Genomic DNA, 18,917 nt, shown 5'->3' with positions numbered 1-18,917 from the left:
CGCGGCACCGGCCCGGCTCGGCCGCCGGCGCGTGCGTCCGTACTTTCATCCGGCCTGGGCGAGGGCGGCTCATTGCTCCCGCCGCCTGCGTGGTCCGGTGACGTCGGCGATGGGGGCCGACAGCAGGAGAGTGCGGGTGTAGGGGTGTTCCGGTGTGCGGGTGAGCGTGTCGGCATCGCCGGACTCGACGATCTCCCCGCGGTGGATCACACAGACGCGGTGGCTCATGAAGCGGACGACCGACAGGTCCTGCCGGTCCCCGCCGGGCAGCGCCGGATGTCCAGCACGAACCCTTCCACCGCCTCGATGCCCTCACTCCAGCCCAACGGGCCTCAGAGAACCACGTTCGAGGTAAGGGCCTGGGAAGCAGCCCAGTCACCCAGCCGTCGTCCGAGGCATCGAACGCGGAGATGAACGTGTCGATCGCGGACTGCGCAGTCTCTTCATGCATGCACCGGTGACATCAGTCCGCTCGCGACTCGCTCGTCCTGCGAGCCGGACGGAGCCGACGTTGGCGCCGGTAGTGATCCTCTCCTCGGACTACCGCCTTCACCGCACCAGCTCGGAAGGCCGAGCGTCCGCGTGAGATCAGGCCGAGGTGCGCAGCCCCGCCAGGAGCCGGTCGAGTGTCTGCTCCGCGGCCTGCGTGTCCCCGCCCCGGGCGATCCAGAGTGCGGCCTCGTTCATCGCCCCGGAGAGCAACCGGGCCAGAGGTTCCACGGGCTGGTCAGCGATGATCCCGGCTGCGGCGAGCGCCGTCAGGGCCTCCGCGAGGTGCCGGGCGGAGGACTCTTCGTCCAGGGTCCGCCACTCGTCCCAGCCCAGCACGGTCGGCGCGTCGACAAGCAGTACCTGTCGCACCGCCGGGTCCGCCCCCGCGGCCAGGAAGGCCCGGCAGCCGGCCCGGAGCTGCTCCCACAGGTCCTCGTGGTCTTCGGCTGCGGTCGCGACCCGCTCGCCCAGTTCTTGCTGCACCTCGCGGACGACGGCCCGGAAGAGCCCGGCTTTGTTGTCGAAGTGGTGATAGGCGGCCCCCTTGGTGACCCCGGCGGCCTGCGCCACCTCCGCCAGCACCACGTGGTGGTACCCGTCGTTGGCGAACCGCCGCCGCCCTTCGGCCAGCAGCGCGTGCCGCGTGGCCGCCCGCTGCTCCGCCCGGCTGACTGCCATCGAGCGCACCGCCCTTCCCGTTCCGCGTACCGAGGGTACGCTAGCGCTACGATTCACATACCTTGGGTATGTGAAATGCTACTGGAGGACCTCCGTCATGACGAATTCACCCACGACCAAACTCAGCGGCTTCTACCCGGTGCTCGCCAGCCGGGACGTGGCAGCCTCCCGCGACTTCTACACCCGCCACCTCGGCTTCGACGCGACCTTCGAGTCGGACTGGTACGTCAGTCTCCGCCGGCCCGACACCCCCCAGTACGAGCTGGCCCTCCTCGACCACACCCACCCGACCATCCCCGAGGGCCACCGGGCCGCGCTCCAGGGCGGTCTGCTGCTGAACTTCGAGGTGGACGACGTCGACTCCGAGCACCAGCGGCTAGTGGGTGAGGCCGGCCTGACCGAATTGCTGCCACTGCGGACGGAAGAGTTCGGCCAGCGCCACTTCATCATCGCCGCCCCGGACGGTGTGCTGATAGACGTCATCACCGTCATCCCGCCCAGCGAGGAGTTCGCCGCCCAGTACACCAACACCTGACACCCAGGCCAAGGGACCTTGGACACCGGAACAACTCGCGGCCCCTGGGGCCTGAGCTGTCCCGATTCTCGTGGCACCTGGTGATCGTGTTTTGGACGGAGTGCGGGGCGGTCTCCTGCTGTCGCGACCAGCCGCACAACGGAAAGGTCAGGACCTCTGAGCCTCCAGGTGTTCAGCCTGCGCAGATCCCGCTACTGCGGACTCGCCAAGACCGACCCGACTGCAACACCACTTCGCCGGCGCCGCCGTCAACCTCTCCCGCCTCGATGCCCGGCTCACCGGCAGACCCTCGCTCGCACCCGCGCCTCACCCTTCGCAGCACTCCGCCCCGCTGGATGACATCCAGCGGGGCGGACTTACCAACAGCGTCCGTCTCCGGAAGGGGGCACCCTTTCGTTTCCCCCCGGGGCGTCCCCGTGTTCCTCACGGGGAGACGGGGAGCAGGTCACCGAGGCGGCGCGCGGTTCATTCCTGTGGGGGACTGCGCAGCGTCGGAGGCTTCGACACGATGCTCATATGATCAAACGCGTACTTGGCCGTGACAGCCCTGGCCATCTACTCCACGATCCTGACTCTGGGCGCGCATCGGCCCCTGGGCGCTTCGTCTGATCGGCATGCCGGCCTGCTTGCCGAGCGGGCTCCCTCGGCCTGCACCGTCAACACGTGGCCGCGCGGGCCCTGGTCGCTGGACGGCGCACCTGGAGACGGTGATCCCCCTGGGACCATTGCAGACCCGCGGAACGGTCCGTCTGGCGCGCACGGACTATGCGCGCGCCTTCACCCAGACCGAGACGGGCCACGCCCCTCAAGGCCACGCCAGGGACTTGGCCGACGCGTTCGGGCGGGAACTGGCGTTGCTCGCGCACGGCGTGCCCGCGTTCAGCGCCCGGCACGATGACCGGCCCGCCACCGGTCTCGGACATCGGCCCGGACGATGCCCCATGGACGTTCCTGACCGACCGGGAGAGCCATGAGTTTCACCTCTACACCGCCCGGCACCAGGGAAATGTACCGACGGAAGACAGACAGGCGGTGCAGCACATGAGGTTGTCCCTCGCCGACGAGATACTCCTGCGCAACGGATACTCCGGCGTCACAGGCCTGGCGGCAGTCTTCACCGGGGAGCCACCTGCGCCGGAGGAAGTCCGGCGGCGGGCAGTCGAACGCTGGACGGCCCTGCCACGGTTGAACCAGGTGCTCCACTTCACGCCCGGCGCCGGGGAGGACGGGCGCCGGCCGCTGCGGCGGCGCCGCGCGCACTGGACCGTCCCGGGACCTTTCCGCCCTCAGGAGCACGTTCTCACCGCGGACTGTGAGTTGGACGAGCTGTGGGCGCAAGTCGTGAACCGCCCGCTACCCGAAGGTGCGCCGCTCTGGCGGCTGTTCCTCGTCCCGGGCAAAGCGGAAGGCGGCTTCGCGCTGGCACTGGTGGCCCAGCACGTGCTGCTGGACGGGCACTCCCTCGGCGTTGCGATGCGCGTACTGATGGACGGCGCCGATCCTGTGCGGACCACCGGCCACGTGCCACGACCCCGCCTCCCGCTCGGCGCTGTGGCCAGGGAACTCAAGGCGCTGACCCTTCCCGGGCAGGCCCTCCCCACGCCCTCGCCGCACCGGACGGCACCCTCGGTCGCCGTCCGCACGCTGCCGGTTGCCACTCTGCGCGCCGCGAGCCGGCACCCCCATGGCACACGCGGCGCCACCCCGAACGAACTGCTGACCAGCGCGGTGGCCGGAGCGCTGCGCACGCTTCTCGGCCCCCCGAAGGACTGGCCGTCCACCCGGCCCGTCTACACGTGTGTACCGTGCGACCTGCGCACGCGGGAAAATCAGGACGAATTGGGCAACGTCGTCACGGCCGTGCGCGTCGCGCTGCCCCTCGGCCTCGCCGACCCCGTGGCCCGCCTGCGGGTCTGCCAGGGCGCACTCCAAGCGGTGCCCGAACGAGCCGCCGTCCACGCCGCGCTGTCGCCCCTGGCTGAGAACGTTCGACGGATGGCCCCCTGGGCGGGCGAACTGACCGGTACAGGAGGCCGACCGTCCTACATGGCGACCGTGACGACCAGCGCGAAGTGGCGTGCCAGTTCGACCACCTTCCACGGCCGCAAGCTACGGCACATGGCGGGCCTGCCCCCGTTGTCCCATCCGGGCGGTGCCAGCTTTTTGCTGCTGCAAGCTCCTGACGCGTGCGCGCTCACCGCCGTGTGCCATCTCCTGCCCGGCAGTGCCCACCGGTTCGCCGACGCCGTCGCTCAGGAGATCCAAACCTTGGCACAGATGGCAGAGCCAGGCCACCACGCCGGCCACACGGGTTCGAACCGACCAGGCCCCTCATGACGGCCCCGGAGCAAGGGAAGACACCATGAACACATCACAGCTGGACCACTGGGACGAGCTGCGCGCCCTGTGCGCGAACTGCATGTCCGTGCCGGTGGAGGACGTCGTACCGCAAGCCCGGCTCGTGGCCGACCTCGGAGCCGACAGTTTGGACATCACCGAGCTACGGGCTGCCTCGGAGGAACACTTCGACGTGTCGTTCAAGGGCGTCGATCCCGCCTCGGTACGCACGGTCGGTGACCTGGCCGAGCTCATCGGGAGGCTGCGCACCGCCCGTGCCTCGGGTGTGGTCACCGGATGACACACGAGAACGCCGTCGCGGTCACGGGCCTCGGTGTCCGCTGCGGGGCAGGGACGAGCGTGGGCGCCCTGTGGGAGAACCTGCTCACCTCCCGCTGCCCGGCCCAGATGCACGCCTTCGACGCCGAAGGCACCGTCGTAGCCCCCGCATGCCCCATGCCCGAGTTCACACCGGAGGGCTACCTCACCGCGAAAGAAGCGCGGCGGACGGACCGTTCCGTGCAGTTGGCCGTGTGCGCCGCCATGGACGCCGTCGCGGATGCCGGAGGCCTTCATGTCCCCGCGGGCCGCAGGGCGGTCGTCACCGGCACCGGCTACGGCGGAGTGATCGCCCAGGAGTCCGGCATCGGGCGGCCCGACGTGCTGTACGTGCCCCGGGCCATGCCCAACGCCGGCGCACACTGGCTCAGCGTCAAACTCGACGCCACCGGCCCCACCCTGACCCTCTCCACGGCCTGCGCCTCCGGCAGCCACGCGGTGGGTGAGGCGATGGATCTGATCCGGGCCAGGCGCGCGGACGTCGTCATCGCGGGCGGTCACGAAAGCCCGATGACCGCGACGACCGCGCTCTCCTTCGGACGATCCGGTGCCATGATCACCGAGTGCGACGACCCCGCCCGCGCCTTGTGCCCCTTCGGCACGGACCGACAGGGATTCCTGCTCGCCGAGGCCGCGGCATTCCTGGTGCTCGAGCGGCTGGATGACGCCCGCCGCCGCGGCGCCCGGATCTACGCCGCCCTCACCGGATACGGGAGCACCTCCGATGCCCATCACCTCACGGCGCCGCACCCCGAGGGCGCCGGTGCACGAGCGTGCATGGAACAGGCGCTCGCCGACGCCGGCACCCCCGCCGACGCCGTCACGCACATCAACGCGCACGGCACCGGTACCGCGTTGAACGATGTGGCCGAGGCCCGCGCCCTCACCGCCCTGTTCGGCCCTGCCGCCGTCCCGGTGACCGCCTGCAAGTCGGTCACCGGGCACTCCCTCGGGGCGGCGGGGGCCCTGGAAGCCGTGATCACCTGCCTGTCACTCCACGAGGAGATCGTGCCGCCGACCGCGAACACCGTGCACCTCGATCCACAGTGCGATGTGGACCTCGTGACCGCCCGGCCACGCAAACTGCCCGCCGGACCGGCCCTCAGCACCAGCTTCGCCTTCGGAGGCCACAACGCCTGCCTCGTCTTCGACACCCCTCGGCCCTGACTCGCCGTCCGAGTTCAAGACGACGACCCTACCCGTCACCAGCACAGGGAGATCTGCATGCGGCTGTCAGGGAAAGAGGCAAGCTTCCTGCGCCCGGGGCTGCCCGGAACAATGGGATGCGCCACGCTGTACACGGGCAAGCCGTTCGACCTGCCCGAACTCCGCTCCCGTGTCGGTGAGCGGTGGGGTGTGCTGGAGCGGATGCATCAGATCCTGGAGCCGCCTTCCCGACCCACGGCGCTGTCCGGCCACCGCTGGGCGTACGCCGGGCCGTTCGATCCGGCCGCACACGTCACCGCCTGTACCCAGGAACTGCGCTCGCTCTTGGCCGCGGCGGCAGTACGACGGCTGCCTGCCGACCGGCCCCCCTGGCAGCTCCTGGTATCCCAAGCCGCACCGACCGGTGAACACTCCCTGGTACTGCTGGCCCACCACGCACTTCTCGACGGCGGCTCCCTGGCCATCCTCCTTCGCCTCCTCATGGACGAGGCCAGCGTCCGCACCCATGCACCGAAACCCGCCCAGATGCCGCCGCGGCCCCGCGTCCCGGTCACCGACCTGCTCGAAGAGTGGCACGCCAGCAGCGGCCGGGGACAGCGCCTGCCGCCAGCACCTGGCGAATGCCGGCCCTCCCTCACCGTCACCCGACTCGACCCCACCGTGATGCGCTCGGCACGGCGTCAGCCCCCAACCGGCCGGGGCGCAACGTTGAACGAGCTACTCCTCAGCGCCCTGGCCGGTGCCTTCCCTTCCTGCTACGGCACCCTCTCATCCCGGCCGGCCGGCTCCGCTCCCCTGTACGCGAGAGTGCCCGTGGACCTGCGCAGCACCAACGAGGCCCACAGGCTCGGCAACCTCAGCACCGCCGTCCGCCTCCCGCTACCCGTGGACACCGACTCCCCCGCCGACCGCCTGCGAACCTGCCAGCGCCTGCTGTCGGCCGTGAACCGGCGATGCCAAGCCCACCGCGCGGCCCTGCCCGTCCTGGACGGCATCTCCCGCGCGGCACCCTGGCTGACCACAGCACTGACCAGGCACATGATCCAGCCCGACATGAGCACAGCGGTATGCACCGCGGGCAAGTGGCGAGGCGGCCCGAGCCACCTGCACGGCCGCCGCCTGATCGGCGCCACAGCCCTGCCTCCCCTCCCTCCACCGGGCACCGTCAACCTCGACCTCGTCCAGTACGCGGACATCTACACCCTCACCGTCGTCAGCCACCTCCGCCCCGATGACTCCCAACTGATCGCCGACGCCGTGACAGGAGAGCTCACAACGCTGGCCGCAATGAGCACCTCTCACATCGAATGAACGGTTGAGTCGGCAAGCTCGGATTCCCTCGTCCCGGCCACGCCCTCGACAACCCGGGGACGCCGCCACGGGTGCGCGATCGGACCCGACACCGACCGCCACCACGCCTCCGTAGGCAGCTTCCCCGCCGGCTCGAACGGCTCACCCGGCCGCGGGAACGCCACCGCCTGACCGGCCTCCCCGGCCGCGTCCTCCGTCCACTCCCCCGGCTCCGCCCACGCGTGCGGCGCCAGGTTGAACGTCCCCCAGTGGATCGGCAGCAAGGCACCGTGCGGCCGACCGCCCTGAAGGTCGAGGTGGGCACGGACCCCCTCCTCGGGGGTCATATGGTTGTCCGGCCAGAACTCGGCATACGCCCCGAGCTGGATCATCGTGGCGTCGAACGGACCGTGCGCGGCACCGACCTCCCGGAAGCCGTCGAAGTAGCCGGTGTCCCCGCTGTGGTAGACGCGGTGTTCCTCCCCGACCACGACCCAGGACGCCCAGAGGGCGTGCTGGGTGTTGCGCAGCCCCCGTCCGCAGAAGCGGCGGGCCGGGGTGGCGGTGAGCGTGAGACCGCCGACGTGGGCCGACTCGTGCCAGTCCAGCTCGCACAGCCGGTCAGCGGGGACACCCCAGTGCTCCAGGTGGGCGCCCACCCCGAGCGGCACGGCGAATACGGTACCCGTCCCGGCCAGCGCCTTGACCGTCGGCATGTCCAGGTGGTCGTAGTGGTCGTGGGAGATGATGACGACGTCGACGGGGCCGAGAGCGTCCAGGGGCAACGGGACGGGGTGCATACGCCTGGGGCCGACGAAGGGGAACGGGGAGCAGCGATCGCCCCACACGGGGTCGAACAGCACCCGCTGCCCGTCGATCTCAGCGAGCACGCTGGAATGACCCATCCAGGTCAGACGCAGACCGGTGGCAGATGGCCGGGCAAGATCGGCGAGGGTGGTGGCGTGCACCGAGACCGGGCCCTGCGGGGCCCGCAGGAGCCGCGCCTCCTTGTTGACGTAGGCCCTGGCGAGCTCGACAGCCGAGCCGGAGGGCCAAGTCCGAGCTCTGCCCCCGGGATTCTGAAAGGCCCCGTCACGGAAGTGGGGCGATCTGCGAATGCGCGCCATACGCTCGCCGTACGGGTCCACGCCGAAGGCCGCGGGCCGCGGCACGCTGAACCCCGGACTCGGGAAACGGAGAGCGGCCACGGTACCTCCAGGTGAAGTGGTTCAGGCTCTTACTGAGTTGGGTACTGCCGAACGAGCGGGGCAACTGAGGCTGTCGTACTTACCGAGCATTTCCACAGAGGCCACCGGTCGGGTGACGGGGCGACCTTCCGCAACGCACGAAGCTCCTGTGCCGTTGAGGAAGGTGTTCGACGTCTCAACTCATCAGCACAGAAGCCTCGTTGGTTCCCCATTCTGCTCCACTCGACGTCCCGACACGCCCTGGTCGAGTGAGTAACCAGGCACATCGTCACCCGTGAGGGTGACCGCCACTGCAAGCTGTCACCTCACCAGCATGCTCTCGTCGGCCTGGTCTCCCTCCACCGACACGACACACTCGCGCAGATCGCCACCCGTCTCGGCATACCCGTCAGCACAGCCCACACCCACCCCACCACCGTCGTCGCCCATCCGGACCCCCGGACGCCCGGGCTGCTGCAGGTTCCGCGGGAGACGGGTCCGAGCATTTCGGCTCATGGAAGGGCGCCCACAACCGGCTGCGGAAGTGGGCCGTCGACGGCACCTGAAAGAAGGTCTTCACCGCCTTGCTGGCCCAGGCTGACGCCGAAGGCGACCTCGACTGGGTCGTCGCGGTCGATTCCACTCAAAGGGGCCGCCCGGCCGGCGAGCCGCAAGCGGCGCGGTCGGCTCGGCGGCCGTTCCCCGGCCTTCGACCGCGAGGCCTACTTCATCTGGTCGGCGAGGTGATACGAAGGAAACGGCCTAGTCGGCAGCGGCCTCCTCCACCGTCGCCCGCAGCGTCAGGACGGTGTCGACGCCCGCGATCTGCAAGAGCCGCAGCATCTGCCGCGTCGGCGCGGCCACCCGGAAGTCGGTCGCCTGATGAGTGATGATCAGCAGATTCAACAGGGCAGAGTCTGCGAAGGCGATGCCCGAAGCGTCCAGAACCACCTTCGGATACTCCTTGGCCGCGGCTTGTAGCGCGCCGGCCAGCGGCCCGATCGAGTACATGTCGTACGCGCCCCGCGCGCTGACGACCCAGGCGCCACGTGTTTCGTACTGCGCGTACGTGGGCTGGTCCAGGGCCGGGAGCCAACTCTGGCCGACATGGCCCGAGCAATCTGCGACCCCTTCATCCAAAGACACCTCGGGTCCCTCCTATGTCTCACACCGGACGGAACACGTCTCGTTTAGCGCGAAAAGTATGTCATGTATCAGCTGTCACGCAAAGAAGGTCCCCCAAGCTTCGGCGAGCACCCGGCCCGTACAGCCGGAACCCGGCGTCGGCCCGCCATGGGGCGCCTCACGCCGCCGCCGCGCCCCACCTGCCACCCATTGCCCGACACTTATGTCACGTATAGAGTGTCACGCAAAAGCAGTCCCTAGAATGTGGTGCATGGTCGAAGTGCCTGAATCTCACTCCGGATGGACGTTCGTCACCAACCACGCGCGCGTGCTGGCAGCCATCGCCGACAATCCGAATGTGCGAATCCGCGACATCGCCGCTCACTGCAGACTCACCGAGCGGGCCGTACAGCGGATCATCTCCGACCTGGAACAGGACGGTTACCTCTCCCACACCCGTGACGGACGCAGCAACACGTACCGCATCGAACCGGACAAGGTGCTGCGGCACCCTGCGGAAGCCGGCCTCACCGTGGCCGCTCTGCTGTCGCTGCTCGTGCGCGACGAGACCGACCACGGACGCCATGGCGGCTCCGCCTCCCGCCCCGCTCCCGCCAGCACCCCTCAGTAGGCGGATGCTGCTGCGTGCACGATCCCTGACCGGGCGGCGGGCTCGGTCTCGACCGAGGGCGGCATGGCGGGGCCTTCGATCAGTCGGCGTTACTGCCCCGCTCCTCGAAGGCCCGGCGGGCCGCCGCGCCCAAGTCCTCGGTGAGCCCCGCGTCCTCCCGCAGATCCAGGACACTGCCACAATGCTCGCGCAGCCTCCCGTCCCCGGCGGCCGTACCGCAGGCGACGCGCACTCGGCTGTGGCTCGGGTCTCGATCTTCTCCCTCACGAAGTACCGGGCGATTGTAAAGCTGTGGGAAAACGCGTGGGAGGAGTTTCCCTCCGTTCCTGCGGTTCGCACCGAGACCCGCCGCACCGTCTGCACCACCAACGCGATCGAGTCGGTGAACGCCCGAATCCGCCGGGCGGTCAAGGCGCGGGCGCTTCCCCGATGAGCAGGCGCCCTGAACGCCTTCGACTCGCCTTCGACGGCTGACTCTCAGCAGCCCGCCAGCAACCCAACCACTCTGGTCCACCGCTCGTTTGACAGACCCCGCCACCGACTTGCCCATCAAGCCGCAGGCACCGTGGTGGCATACCGTGTGCACGTTGGAACGACCGTCCGCATGCCCGAAATCTGAGTGATGCACCGGTCAGACAGCCGCCGAGAAAGGCCCATCCAGTTCGCTGGTCGCGGCAGGCACCACAGGGGTACGTCATCTGGATCCCGCATGTGGCGCGGGCCGGCCGCAAAGGCGGCAGCCGTGATCACGCGAGCTCGTGACAACCCAGAAATCGGGGCGAGGTTGTAAGCGGCCGATCCGTGCGGCTACGTGGAGCCCGTCGAGACGGTGTCCGGGATCTACACCCCTCTCGGCGATCGCCCCGGGATGGGCCTGCCCCTGGCCGCTGGGCGGGCAGGGGTCTGCCGGGTCCTGGCGCACGTGGTCGGTGCCGACGGCAGCACGTCCGAGATCCGCCCCGGCGTACTGGTATACGGCATTTCAGTGATCCTCGTGGATATGCGAAATCCTCGACCTGACCTGCCGTGTGGGGGCGCTCCGGGACGCGGGTCGTGCAGGGGCCTCGGCCAGCGGGAGAGCTCAGTGGACAGGGCCACGCCGTCGTCGACGTCCTCGGTCCGCCATCCGTGGATGCCTCGCAGTAGGCAGTCCAGCGGGCCGTCGATCAGTCGGCGTAGCGCGCCAGTCGGGACGCGGTCGGGGTGATCGTGGTCGGCGTTATGCACCCCGGTGGCCTAGCAGCTGCTCGTCATCACGGTCCACCGTTCAGCCTGGCAGCCGCCACTGACCGCCCGGTGCGGTCGCGTCACCGTCGGAAGGCCCGTTCTGACGGATGTACCCGGACGAGCTGATGTCGTCGTACGGGAGTCCCGACGAGGCCCGTACGGGGCTGGCCACCGGACCACTGGGCCAGCCGCCTTGAGGATTCGGGCTTACCCCAGTACCGGCCGACGTTGTCCAGGAGGTACGAGAGCAGCTTGAACCCGGTGGGCGAGAGCTGTACGTAAGGAGACGGTGCCCGCCAGATCCTCAGAGGTGGTGACGGTGGCGTCCGGAACCGCCTTGAGCACCGCGGACTCCACCGTACCGAGCTGCTGCGGCCGTGCGATCGTCCCGCCGGTGGTGAAGGACGGCGAGGGCCGGAGTGCCCGGGAACCGGGGGGACGGACCGGCTCCCGCCGCCTCCGGTCAGAGCTCGTTGCCCCAGCAGTACCGGGCGATCGTCTCGACCAGCACCTTCTTGCGGCGCTGGTCCTCGGCGTCGAGCAGCGGCCGGGCCGCGACGTCCGCGAAGCCCCGGGACGGGGTGACGGCCGCGTCCTCCAGGTCGACGAACGCCTCCAGCGGATCGATGCGGGACATCACCGTGCCGATGTCCTCCAGCTCCGGCCGGGTCGCGTCGACCACGCCCAGGCAGAAGTCCCGCCCCTGGAGCAGCGCCCGCACGAGGTCGGTCTCGGCGACGGTGCCCTGGTCGAACGGCAGCACCCAGCGGTCGGCCGGGATCGCGGCGTACATCCGCTCGGCGCGGGCCCGGTCCACCGCGTCCGGGGCCGCCCAGCCGGGCGCCACCCCGACACGTACGCTCTCGGGGCGCTCGTCCAGGCGTACCGCCGCCGCGTCGACGGCGAGAGCGTCCTCGAAGGCGAGGGCGCCGCCGGGAGCCGGTTCGGTGCCTGTCTGGCCGAGCAGGAGCGGGCTGTTGAGCTGGATCAGGCGGACGCCGCCTGCGACCAGCAGGGCGATCTCCGCCTGGATGATATCGGCGAGAGCCTCGCCCAGTTCGCGGGCGGAGGAGACGCCGAGATCCGGCTGGTACGTGGTGGCCGCGAGGTACGCGGGCAAGGGCAGGGAGGCCTTCGGGGCGATCACCGTCTGCTCGGGCGAGCCGGCCGGCCCAGTCGGCGAGCAGTGGGCCGTCGGCCTTGGGCAGCGACTCGTTTTCCGCCGGCCGCGACTGACGGTTTCCCATATCCAGACATACGAGCAGAGTCCGGCAGCCTCCTCATGATCAACAGCTTTCGCCAGACCCGGTAAGAGCCGGGAACCGACCCTGCGGCCGGTTCAAGACGCCGGGTGCCGCTGATCTGGGCGAAGCGAACCCGATCAGCGTCGCCTCGACAGCTTGATCGCCGCACGGAGTTGTTCGCCGTCGGTGGGTCGTCACAGGTAGCGGCGAATGGGCTGGACAGCGTATTCACGGGTGCGTTGGAGCAGGGAGCGTCTTCTCCAGCGGCCGGCCCGCATGGATCGGCTCGCCGCCAGGTCGGCGTCGAAGTGGGCGTCGAGGGTCGCGGTGAACTCTTCGTCCAGGACGGCCAGCATGACTTCCTCGTCATGGGCGAGCGAGCGCCGGTTGAAGTTGGTCGAGCCGACGAGAGCCGCCGTGCGGTCCACGGTGATGACCTTGGCGTGCATCATCGTCGGCTGGTACTGGTGCAGTTTCACCCCGCACGCGAGCAGGTCCTCGTAGTGGTGCTGCCCGGCCAGCTGGCAGACCCGCTTGTCGATGTGCGGGCCGGGCAGCAGGATCTCCACCTCGACGCCCCGCCGCGCGGCGGCGCACAGCAGCTCGACGAAGTAGGTGTCCGGCGAGAAGTAGGCGGTGACCAGCCGAAAGCGTTCCTCGGCCGATTCGGCCATGACCCGGATCAGCGTCTGCATGTCCTGCCAGCCGAAACTGGCCGAACCGCGGACCACCTGCACCACGGCATCGCCCTGCGGGCGGTGACCCGTGAACCGGTCGCGGTCGTCGAAGAGGTCATCGTGACACTCGGCCCAGTTCTGCGCGAACGCCGCCGCGATGCCGTCCACGGCCGGCCCGCGCACCTGCACATGGGTGTCCCGCCACTCGCGCGGATTGCGGGCGTTCCCACACCACTCCTCGGCGATGCCGACACCGCCGGTGAAGGCCACCTCCTCGTCCACGACAAGCACCTTGCGGTGGCAGCGGTGGTTCTGCTTGAGGGGCGACAGGTACAGCGGCTTGCGGAACCAGGCCACGTTCACTCCTGCCCGGTCCATCTCCTCCAGCAGGTCCTTGTCGATCAGCCGGCTGCCGAAGCCGTCCAGCAGCAGCCGCACCCTGACCCCGTCCCGAGCTCGTTGTGCCAGTGCGTGCGCGAACTCGCGGGCTATGGCGCCTTTCCAGTAGACGAAGGTCATCATGTCGACCGTGTGCTCGGCCGAGCGGATGGCGTCGAGCATGGCCGGGAAGATCTCGTCGCCGTTGCGGAGGGCTACCAACGCATTCCCTTCGGTGGCCGCGATACCGATCAGACGCTCCAGGCGGCGCCGTATCCGCACGGCCCGCTCACCGACAGCCCCTCCACCGCGTGAGCCGTACGCGGTATCCGGTATGTGCTCGGTACGGGTCATTCTTTTCCTTCCGGGCTCGACGAGAGGCAGAAGCACGCCCACTGCCGCCTGCTTGCAACTCCGACGTCACCGATCGCTGACCACGCGGTGGGGGCCTACCGTGCTCTCGGCGCAGTGGGTGAAGCGCGGGTCAGTCGTTGGCGGCGGTGACCAGCTTGCGCACGTTCTCGACATTGCCGCAGCCGGACTCCAGATACTGCGCGCGCGCCTTTTGGAACTTCCGTCCCAGTTCCCTGCGGCGGTCATCGACGACGGTCTCCCGGGCATCGTTGAGGAGTGTGCGTTCCTCCTCGTCAGCGTGGTGGTTGACCGCCGTGACCAGCTCTTCGAGCTTATCCTCCCACTCGTCGGAAGCCGTGTCCTCCACCTCCAGCAGTGCCAGCAGCGCTTCATTCGCTTCATGGTGCTCGTGGACGCTGTGGTCGACGTCCTCGCCCTCGACGTTCTTGTACCGACGCAGGGCGGGGTACACCTCGCCCTCCTCGGCCGAGGCGTGTGCGATGAGCAAGTCCGCGAACTCCTTCAGGGCCGCGGCACGATCCGCTTCGACATTGCGCATGGTGCGGAAGAGTTCCTCCATGCGGCGGTGGTCCCGCAGGATGAGCTCGACGACATCAGTGGTCGGCACGGGAATTCTCCTTGCTGCGTGTGACGGTGATCCGGTCTCGCGGATACCCGGGTTTCCGCAGATGAGACGCGTCGGCTTTCGTCCGCTGCGTGCGTGCGGCCGCCTTCATCGTCCCGGGCAGAGCCGGCGGACCACCCCTCCTCGAAGGCCCGCGTCTGGCCGTGTGCGGAGCGACGGTTCACCTGCTGACGACCGACGGTTCCCGGGGTGGTGCTCGCTTCCGCCGGTGCACGCGTCAGTCTGCGTCGTCCGAGGTGGGCGACGGACAGAAACAGGCAGTCACCGACTTGCCGTGAGGGCACGGGCGCACTTCCCAGGCATCGGCCAGGGCGTCGACGAGGAACATGCCGCGTCCGCCGAGGCGGTCGCGGCTGGGCTCGCGGGGGCTGGGCAGGGCGACGCTGTCGTCGTGCACGGTGATGTGCAGGCACTGGCCGTCCCAGGCCATCACGAGCCGGGCGCTGGAGTGGGCGTGGATGTGAGCGTTGGTGACCAGTTCGGAGACGGTCAGCAGGACGTCATCCACCGTCCGCGACTGGCTGTCCGACCAGCCGAGGGCCCTCAGATGCTCGCGTGCCCAGTCGCGTGCCGCCTTCGGCTCGGTATTCATGGGCAGCGAGCGCGCCCAGCCCACCGCCCGCACTGACGACTCGTCCACTGTGATTCCTCCCTGCCCCGCGCTCGCCGAGTACAGACGGCTGCACGCCTTCGTACCGGGTCCGGTCCTACTGCCACGCCTTCCCCCGTTCAGCGGTGGCATAGCCGACGCACGGCTTCCGTGTGTCCCGCTGCTGCCTCCTGGGCGAGCGGTCGAACCGACCATTCTTGCGCACGCGTTCCAGCAGGGCGTCCGGCAGTACGGCCGCCGTGCCGCTCTCCAGCTCGTAGAAGGGCGTGTCCGGGCTGATGAGGCAGGAGCCGATGAAGCTGTGGATGAAGGGCGGAGGGAGGCGCGAAGTGAGGTTCTCCAGGGTGCCGATCAGGTCGATGGCCCGTTCGTCCAGGCCGGTGTACTCGGTGAGGAAGCAGAACTTCGACCAGTCGCCGAGCCCCTGTACCACGCGGGCCCAGCCCCGTGGCCGCTCGGGGAGCCGCCTGTCGATCCGCTTGCCGTTGCGGTCGACGTGACTCAACTCGCAAAAGGCCACCGGGCGCTAACTGCCGGTCGTCACCGAGCTGATCGACGACCGCAACCGGGCACTGGCCCCCATCAGCCCCGGGGCCGACGTGATCATCAGCGGCAGGCTCATCGGCCTGCTCATGTCCCAGATCTCCCAGAACCGGCACCAGGCAGCGGTGTTCGAAGAACTGTTCTCCACCGAAGGGGCCGGGGTCCGCCTGCGGCCGGCGAACTGACTACGTGCTGCCGGGGAGCGAGACGTCCTTCGCCACGGTCGTGGCCGCGGCACGCCGTCGCGGAGAATGCGCCATCGGTTACCGCAGCCACGATGACTCGACGACGAGCCCCCGCTACTGACGGACGGGGTGTGCCCTCGCCGCCATCACCAAGGCTCGGCCACCGTTGGCGCGGCGTCGTGCGGACCGCGGCCGGGCACCGCGCTCTATTCCTGGTACTGCGTCAGGTCGATCCCGAACACCTTCAGGTCGTAGCCGTGGACCGGGTGCTGTATCACGGCACCTCCCGCCTCCATGCCAAGCTTGTCGACCACGGCCGCGGAGGCGCTGTCACCCGTGTGCAGTACTGCGATCACCCGCTCGAGACCCCGGTCCTGCAAGGCGAACTCCAAAGCGGCGTGCGCCGCTTCGGAGGCGTATCCCTGGCCCCAGAACACCCGCCCGAGCCGCCAACTGATCGCGACCTGACCGGCTACCTCGTCCGGCTCGGCGGCCACGGACAGGCCCACCGCACCCGCCAGTTCACCTGATCCCAGTAGCTCGACCGCGAACACGCCGAATCCCTCGTCGTCCCACTCCTCCTCCCACGCCTCGATGTCCCCGGCGGTCTGCCCCGTCGAGCGCGGCCTGCCGTCACCGACGTTCTGCATCACCGCCGGATCGGCGTGGATCTCGGACAGTGGAACGAGGTCGTCATCCAACCATCGGCGCAGAAGGAGACGAGGCGTGCGGATCTCGGTCATGCTCCCATCCTGCCGATGCGGCGACCGGAGCGCGAACTGCGGCATCGTACCCAGGTATCACCGTAGCGATCCGGCTGACTGGTGACTGGCCTGTCCACGCATGAACACCGTAATCGGTACGTGGGACGGAGGGCTCCTTGCACTCCGTCTGCCCGGCGTGCGCGGCCATGCTCTCACTCGCCTGCTGGCTGCTCGTGTTGGCGGCATCGGCCGTCGTCGCTCATGGGCTCACACTGGGTTGGCTGCGGGCACCGCGCGGCGTGTGGCTGTGGTGAGGAAGGCAGCGGACCCGGTGCTGACGAGCCTGTTGCCGCTTGTCCTGGTGAGCGGTCAGGCGGAGCGGCGGCGATGTCGTCGCCCACCTCCAGCAAGGTCAGCCATGGTCCGTACGCCAGGACCGTTGGTGCCTTCAGTGGCCGGTCACGTGGCACCAGGCGGGCAGGCCGAGCGGGGCTGCCGGGTCGGTGGCGACGACGTGGACCACGGCACCAGGCTCGGCACCGTCGATCTCTTTACGCAGGCGCAGTAGGAGGGTGACGCAGAGCAGGCCGGTGGCGTCGACGGTGATGCCAGGCGCGGGGATGTCGGGGCCGGTGTGGTTCATCGTCGGTAGGCGGTGGCGGCGATGGCCGGCAGGAGGGCGAAAGAGAGAGCTCCGCCGGTGAGGGCGAGGGCGGGGTAGCTGGTGGCGGCGACCATGATGCCGGAGGCCATGCCGCCGGTGGCGCCGGCGATGGCGATGGAGACGTCGACCAGGCCCTGGGTCTTGGCACGGGTGGCGAGCGGCACGGTGTCGGTGATGATCGCGGTGCCGGCGACGAGGCCGAAGTTCCAGCCCAGCCCCAGCAGGGCCAGGGCCAGTGCGAGGAGGCCGACGGAGTCGCCGGGCGCGAGCGCGGCGAAGATTCCTGCGGCCAGCAGCGTGATGCCGGATGCGATGGCGATCTTCATGCGGCCGTAGCGGTCGACGAGCCAGCCGGTCAGGGGTGAGGGCAGGTACATGGCGCCGATGTGGATGCCGATGACGAGGCCGGAGGCGGAGGTCGAGTGGCCGTGGTCGTGCATGTGGACCGGTGTCATCGTCATGATCGCGACCATGACGAGCTGGGTGAGGACCATGACCAGGGCGCCGAGGACCACGCCTCCGCGGCCCTGCCCGGCACCGGCCTCGGCGACGGCCGGGTTGGCTGCGGCGTCGGCTGCCTTGGCCTGGGCAATGGTGCGGGCCAGCAGAAGCGGGTCGGGTCGCAGCCAGAGGGCGAGGACAAGCGCGGCCAGGGCGTAGGCGGCGCCGGAGACCATGAAGAGTCCGGCGAGGTGGGGGATGCCGAGCTGTTCGGCGAGGGTGCCGGCGGGGGCGGCGAGGTTGGGGCCTGCGACGCCACCGAGGGTGGTGGCGACCAGGACGGTGGAGACCGCGCGGGCGCGGTGGCCGGCCGGGGAGAGGTCAGCCCCGGCATAGCGGGCCTGGAGGTTGGTGGCGGTGCCCGCGCCGTAGACGAACAGGGCGATGAACAGCAGGACAGGGTTGTCCAGGACGGCGGCGGTGATGACGCCGGCCGAGCCGATGGCGCCGGTGAGGTAGCCGGTGGCAAGGCCGGGACGGCGGCCGCGGGCCTGGGAGATGCGGCCGACGGTGACGGCGGCGAGGGCGGAGCCGGCGGTGAACAGGGCGCTGGGCAGTCCGGCGAGGCTGGTGGTGCCGAGCATGTCCTCGGCTAGGAGAGCGCCGACGGTGACGCCGGCGGCGAGACCTGCGCCGCTGAGGATCTGGGAGGCGACCAGGACGCGGAGGATCCGGGGCTGGGCCTGGGCGGGGTCGGGTATGGAGGCCGTCGTGCTGGTGGGCGCAGTGCTGGTCATGTCTCTCTTCCGAAACGGGCGGTGAGCGGCGCGGGACCGGCCGGGCGGGCCCGACCGGTCCCGGTAGGGGGGTGGCCGTGGCACCGGCCCGGCGCCGGATGAAGGGCGCCATGGTCCGGTTCACGGGGTGGGTTCAGTCGGCGTCGAGGGATTGGACGAGGTCGGCGATCAGGTCGTCGGCGTCTTCGAGGCCGACGGACGCGACGGCCGGGGCGACGTTCTCCGTGCCGGCCCGCAGGCCGCACTCTGCCCTCCGCCGTAGCGACCGGCTCCAGCCGTACCTCGTCGCGCACGTACGGGGCGGCGGCGCCCTTGGGCGCGTACATCTTGAGTCCCACGACCGTGAGCACGTCTACGCCCAGTCCGCCGACATCGAGGGGGATCTTGCCGACGGTCCGGGCGGCTTCGCAGTGGGACGGCGCCCCGCGCTCACGGGCGAGTGCGGCGAGCTCCGCGACCGGCTGGAGGGCGCCGGTCTCGTTGTTCGCTGCCATCACGGAAATCAGCACCGTGTCCGCGGTGAAGGCTGCGGCAAGGGCGGTCGTTTCGACGAGCCCGTCGCCGTCGACCGGTAGCACGGTCACCCGCGCACCGTGCAGCCGCTCCGGGGCCGGGCACGTCCCGAGGACAGCAGAGTGCTCGGTGACCTGACCTCGAGCCTCGGCC

The 18,917-nt window shown here is 69.8% G+C and carries 17 protein-coding genes and 5 pseudogenes; 8 read left to right on the top strand and 14 right to left on the bottom strand.

Annotation, left to right across the window (positions count from 1 at the left end):
• Positions 1–69 precede the first annotated feature (69 nt).
• From ACFW47_RS33705 to ACFW47_RS33695, 3 genes and pseudogenes are all read right to left on the bottom strand, one after another.
• Positions 70–249, bottom strand: a pseudogene (locus ACFW47_RS33705) (ABC transporter ATP-binding protein); the annotation flags it as partial.
• A pseudogene (locus ACFW47_RS33700) lies at positions 231–451 on the bottom strand (nuclear transport factor 2 family protein); the annotation flags it as partial. The pseudogenes ACFW47_RS33705 and ACFW47_RS33700, both read right to left, overlap by 19 nt.
• Positions 452–588: 137 nt before the next feature.
• Positions 589–1,170, bottom strand: a complete 582-nt coding sequence (locus ACFW47_RS33695) for a TetR/AcrR family transcriptional regulator (protein WP_386288072.1) — start codon at positions 1,168–1,170, stop codon at positions 589–591.
• 97 nt (positions 1,171–1,267) lie between these two features.
• Here ACFW47_RS33695 and ACFW47_RS33690 point away from each other — a divergent pair, with 97 nt between their 5' ends.
• From ACFW47_RS33690 to ACFW47_RS33670, 5 genes are all read left to right on the top strand, one after another.
• On the top strand, positions 1,268–1,705 hold the full coding sequence (locus tag ACFW47_RS33690) for a VOC family protein (protein ID WP_386288074.1): 438 nt from the start codon (positions 1,268–1,270) through the stop codon (positions 1,703–1,705).
• An 894-nt stretch (positions 1,706–2,599) separates the two neighbouring features.
• Positions 2,600–4,042: a wax ester/triacylglycerol synthase domain-containing protein gene (locus ACFW47_RS33685; protein WP_386288076.1), complete on the top strand. Its 1,443-nt coding sequence runs from the start codon at positions 2,600–2,602 to the stop codon at positions 4,040–4,042.
• Positions 4,043–4,067: 25 nt separating this feature from the next.
• Positions 4,068–4,343: an acyl carrier protein gene (locus ACFW47_RS33680; RefSeq protein ID WP_386288078.1), complete on the top strand. Its 276-nt coding sequence runs from the start codon at positions 4,068–4,070 to the stop codon at positions 4,341–4,343.
• Positions 4,340–5,548, top strand: coding sequence for a beta-ketoacyl-[acyl-carrier-protein] synthase family protein (locus ACFW47_RS33675; protein WP_386308122.1), 1,209 nt, complete (start codon positions 4,340–4,342; stop codon positions 5,546–5,548). Before ACFW47_RS33680 ends, ACFW47_RS33675 begins: the two co-directional genes overlap by 4 nt.
• 57 nt (positions 5,549–5,605) lie before the next feature.
• The gene (locus tag ACFW47_RS33670) at positions 5,606–6,859 is read left to right on the top strand and encodes a wax ester/triacylglycerol synthase domain-containing protein (RefSeq protein WP_386308121.1); all 1,254 of its coding nucleotides are present in this window, start codon (positions 5,606–5,608) and stop codon (positions 6,857–6,859) included.
• Here the strand turns inward: ACFW47_RS33670 and ACFW47_RS33665 are convergent.
• Both ACFW47_RS33665 and ACFW47_RS33660 read right to left on the bottom strand, forming a co-directional pair.
• A complete protein-coding gene (locus ACFW47_RS33665) occupies positions 6,847–8,046 on the bottom strand; it encodes an MBL fold metallo-hydrolase (RefSeq protein WP_386308120.1) in 1,200 nt (399 codons plus the stop codon). The two genes, ACFW47_RS33670 and ACFW47_RS33665, sit on opposite strands and share 13 nt — an antisense overlap.
• A gap of 741 nt (positions 8,047–8,787) precedes the next feature.
• Complete coding sequence (locus ACFW47_RS33660; RefSeq protein WP_386288085.1) at positions 8,788–9,171, bottom strand: STAS domain-containing protein; 384 nt, start codon at positions 9,169–9,171, stop codon at positions 8,788–8,790.
• 250 nt (positions 9,172–9,421) lie between these two features.
• Between ACFW47_RS33660 and ACFW47_RS33655 the strand changes: the two genes are divergently transcribed.
• Together ACFW47_RS33655 and ACFW47_RS33650 are read left to right on the top strand one after the other, a co-directional pair.
• Positions 9,422–9,781 carry a helix-turn-helix transcriptional regulator gene (locus ACFW47_RS33655; protein WP_386288087.1) on the top strand — a complete coding sequence of 120 codons (360 nt, stop codon included), beginning with the start codon at positions 9,422–9,424 and terminating at the stop codon, positions 9,779–9,781.
• Positions 9,782–10,049: 268 nt separating this feature from the next.
• Positions 10,050–10,199 (top strand): annotated as a pseudogene (locus tag ACFW47_RS33650) (transposase); the annotation flags it as partial.
• Between the two features lie 1,272 nt (positions 10,200–11,471).
• Here ACFW47_RS33650 and ACFW47_RS33645 read toward each other — a convergent pair.
• From ACFW47_RS33645 to ACFW47_RS33625, 5 genes and pseudogenes are all read right to left on the bottom strand, one after another.
• Positions 11,472–12,155, bottom strand: a complete 684-nt coding sequence (locus ACFW47_RS33645) for a hypothetical protein (protein WP_386308119.1) — start codon at positions 12,153–12,155, stop codon at positions 11,472–11,474.
• Between the two features lie 291 nt (positions 12,156–12,446).
• Positions 12,447–13,661, bottom strand: coding sequence for a phosphatidylserine/phosphatidylglycerophosphate/cardiolipin synthase family protein (locus tag ACFW47_RS33640; protein WP_386308118.1), 1,215 nt, complete (start codon positions 13,659–13,661; stop codon positions 12,447–12,449).
• 130 nt (positions 13,662–13,791) lie between these two features.
• Entirely contained in the window at positions 13,792–14,289 is a 498-nt protein-coding gene (locus ACFW47_RS33635; protein ID WP_386308117.1) for a hemerythrin domain-containing protein, read from the bottom strand.
• Positions 14,290–14,524: 235 nt separating this feature from the next.
• A complete protein-coding gene (locus ACFW47_RS33630; RefSeq protein ID WP_386308116.1) occupies positions 14,525–14,899 on the bottom strand; it encodes an ATP-binding protein in 375 nt (124 codons plus the stop codon).
• Positions 14,900–15,083: 184 nt separating this feature from the next.
• Positions 15,084–15,425, bottom strand: a pseudogene (locus ACFW47_RS33625) (flavin-binding oxidoreductase); the annotation flags it as partial.
• A 28-nt stretch (positions 15,426–15,453) separates the two neighbouring features.
• Here ACFW47_RS33625 and ACFW47_RS33620 point away from each other — a divergent pair.
• Positions 15,454–15,763: pseudogene (locus ACFW47_RS33620) on the top strand (NAD-binding lipoprotein); the annotation flags it as partial.
• A gap of 88 nt (positions 15,764–15,851) precedes the next feature.
• Here the strand turns inward: ACFW47_RS33620 and ACFW47_RS33615 are convergent.
• From ACFW47_RS33615 to ACFW47_RS33600, 4 genes are all read right to left on the bottom strand, one after another.
• Entirely contained in the window at positions 15,852–16,388 is a 537-nt protein-coding gene (locus ACFW47_RS33615) for a GNAT family N-acetyltransferase (RefSeq protein WP_386308115.1), read from the bottom strand.
• A gap of 409 nt (positions 16,389–16,797) precedes the next feature.
• Positions 16,798–16,992 (bottom strand): sulfurtransferase TusA family protein, encoded by a 195-nt coding sequence (locus ACFW47_RS33610; protein ID WP_386308114.1) that lies wholly within the window; start codon positions 16,990–16,992, stop codon positions 16,798–16,800.
• Entirely contained in the window at positions 16,989–18,251 is a 1,263-nt protein-coding gene (locus ACFW47_RS33605) for an MFS transporter (protein WP_386308113.1), read from the bottom strand. The genes ACFW47_RS33610 and ACFW47_RS33605 overlap by 4 nt, the downstream gene beginning before the upstream one ends.
• Entirely contained in the window at positions 18,248–18,850 is a 603-nt protein-coding gene (locus tag ACFW47_RS33600; protein WP_386308128.1) for an aminotransferase class V-fold PLP-dependent enzyme, read from the bottom strand. The genes ACFW47_RS33605 and ACFW47_RS33600 overlap by 4 nt, the downstream gene beginning before the upstream one ends.
• Positions 18,851–18,917 lie beyond the last annotated feature (67 nt).

Source organism: Streptomyces sp. NPDC058796 (assembly GCF_042745235.1).
Taxonomy (GTDB): domain Bacteria; phylum Actinomycetota; class Actinomycetes; order Streptomycetales; family Streptomycetaceae; genus Streptomyces.
The sequence above is the reverse complement of the archived record's forward strand: the minus strand, read 5'-3'. Positions and strand labels throughout refer to the sequence as shown.

Coding starts and splice junctions, on each gene's coding strand:
- ACFW47_RS33685 (WP_386288076.1), top strand. CDS start 2,600: ATGACCGGCCCGCCACCGGTCTCGGACATCGGCCCGGACGATGCCCCA.
- ACFW47_RS33640 (WP_386308118.1), bottom strand. CDS start 13,661: ATGACCCGTACCGAGCACATACCGGATACCGCGTACGGCTCACGCGGT.
- ACFW47_RS33655 (WP_386288087.1), top strand. CDS start 9,422: ATGGTCGAAGTGCCTGAATCTCACTCCGGATGGACGTTCGTCACCAAC.
- ACFW47_RS33695 (WP_386288072.1), bottom strand. CDS start 1,170: ATGGCAGTCAGCCGGGCGGAGCAGCGGGCGGCCACGCGGCACGCGCTG.
- ACFW47_RS33690 (WP_386288074.1), top strand. CDS start 1,268: ATGACGAATTCACCCACGACCAAACTCAGCGGCTTCTACCCGGTGCTC.
- ACFW47_RS33670 (WP_386308121.1), top strand. CDS start 5,606: ATGCGGCTGTCAGGGAAAGAGGCAAGCTTCCTGCGCCCGGGGCTGCCC.
- ACFW47_RS33610 (WP_386308114.1), bottom strand. CDS start 16,992: ATGAACCACACCGGCCCCGACATCCCCGCGCCTGGCATCACCGTCGAC.
- ACFW47_RS33630 (WP_386308116.1), bottom strand. CDS start 14,899: ATGAATACCGAGCCGAAGGCGGCACGCGACTGGGCACGCGAGCATCTG.
- ACFW47_RS33605 (WP_386308113.1), bottom strand. CDS start 18,251: ATGACCAGCACTGCGCCCACCAGCACGACGGCCTCCATACCCGACCCC.
- ACFW47_RS33680 (WP_386288078.1), top strand. CDS start 4,068: ATGAACACATCACAGCTGGACCACTGGGACGAGCTGCGCGCCCTGTGC.
- ACFW47_RS33675 (WP_386308122.1), top strand. CDS start 4,340: ATGACACACGAGAACGCCGTCGCGGTCACGGGCCTCGGTGTCCGCTGC.
- ACFW47_RS33615 (WP_386308115.1), bottom strand. CDS start 16,388: ATGACCGAGATCCGCACGCCTCGTCTCCTTCTGCGCCGATGGTTGGAT.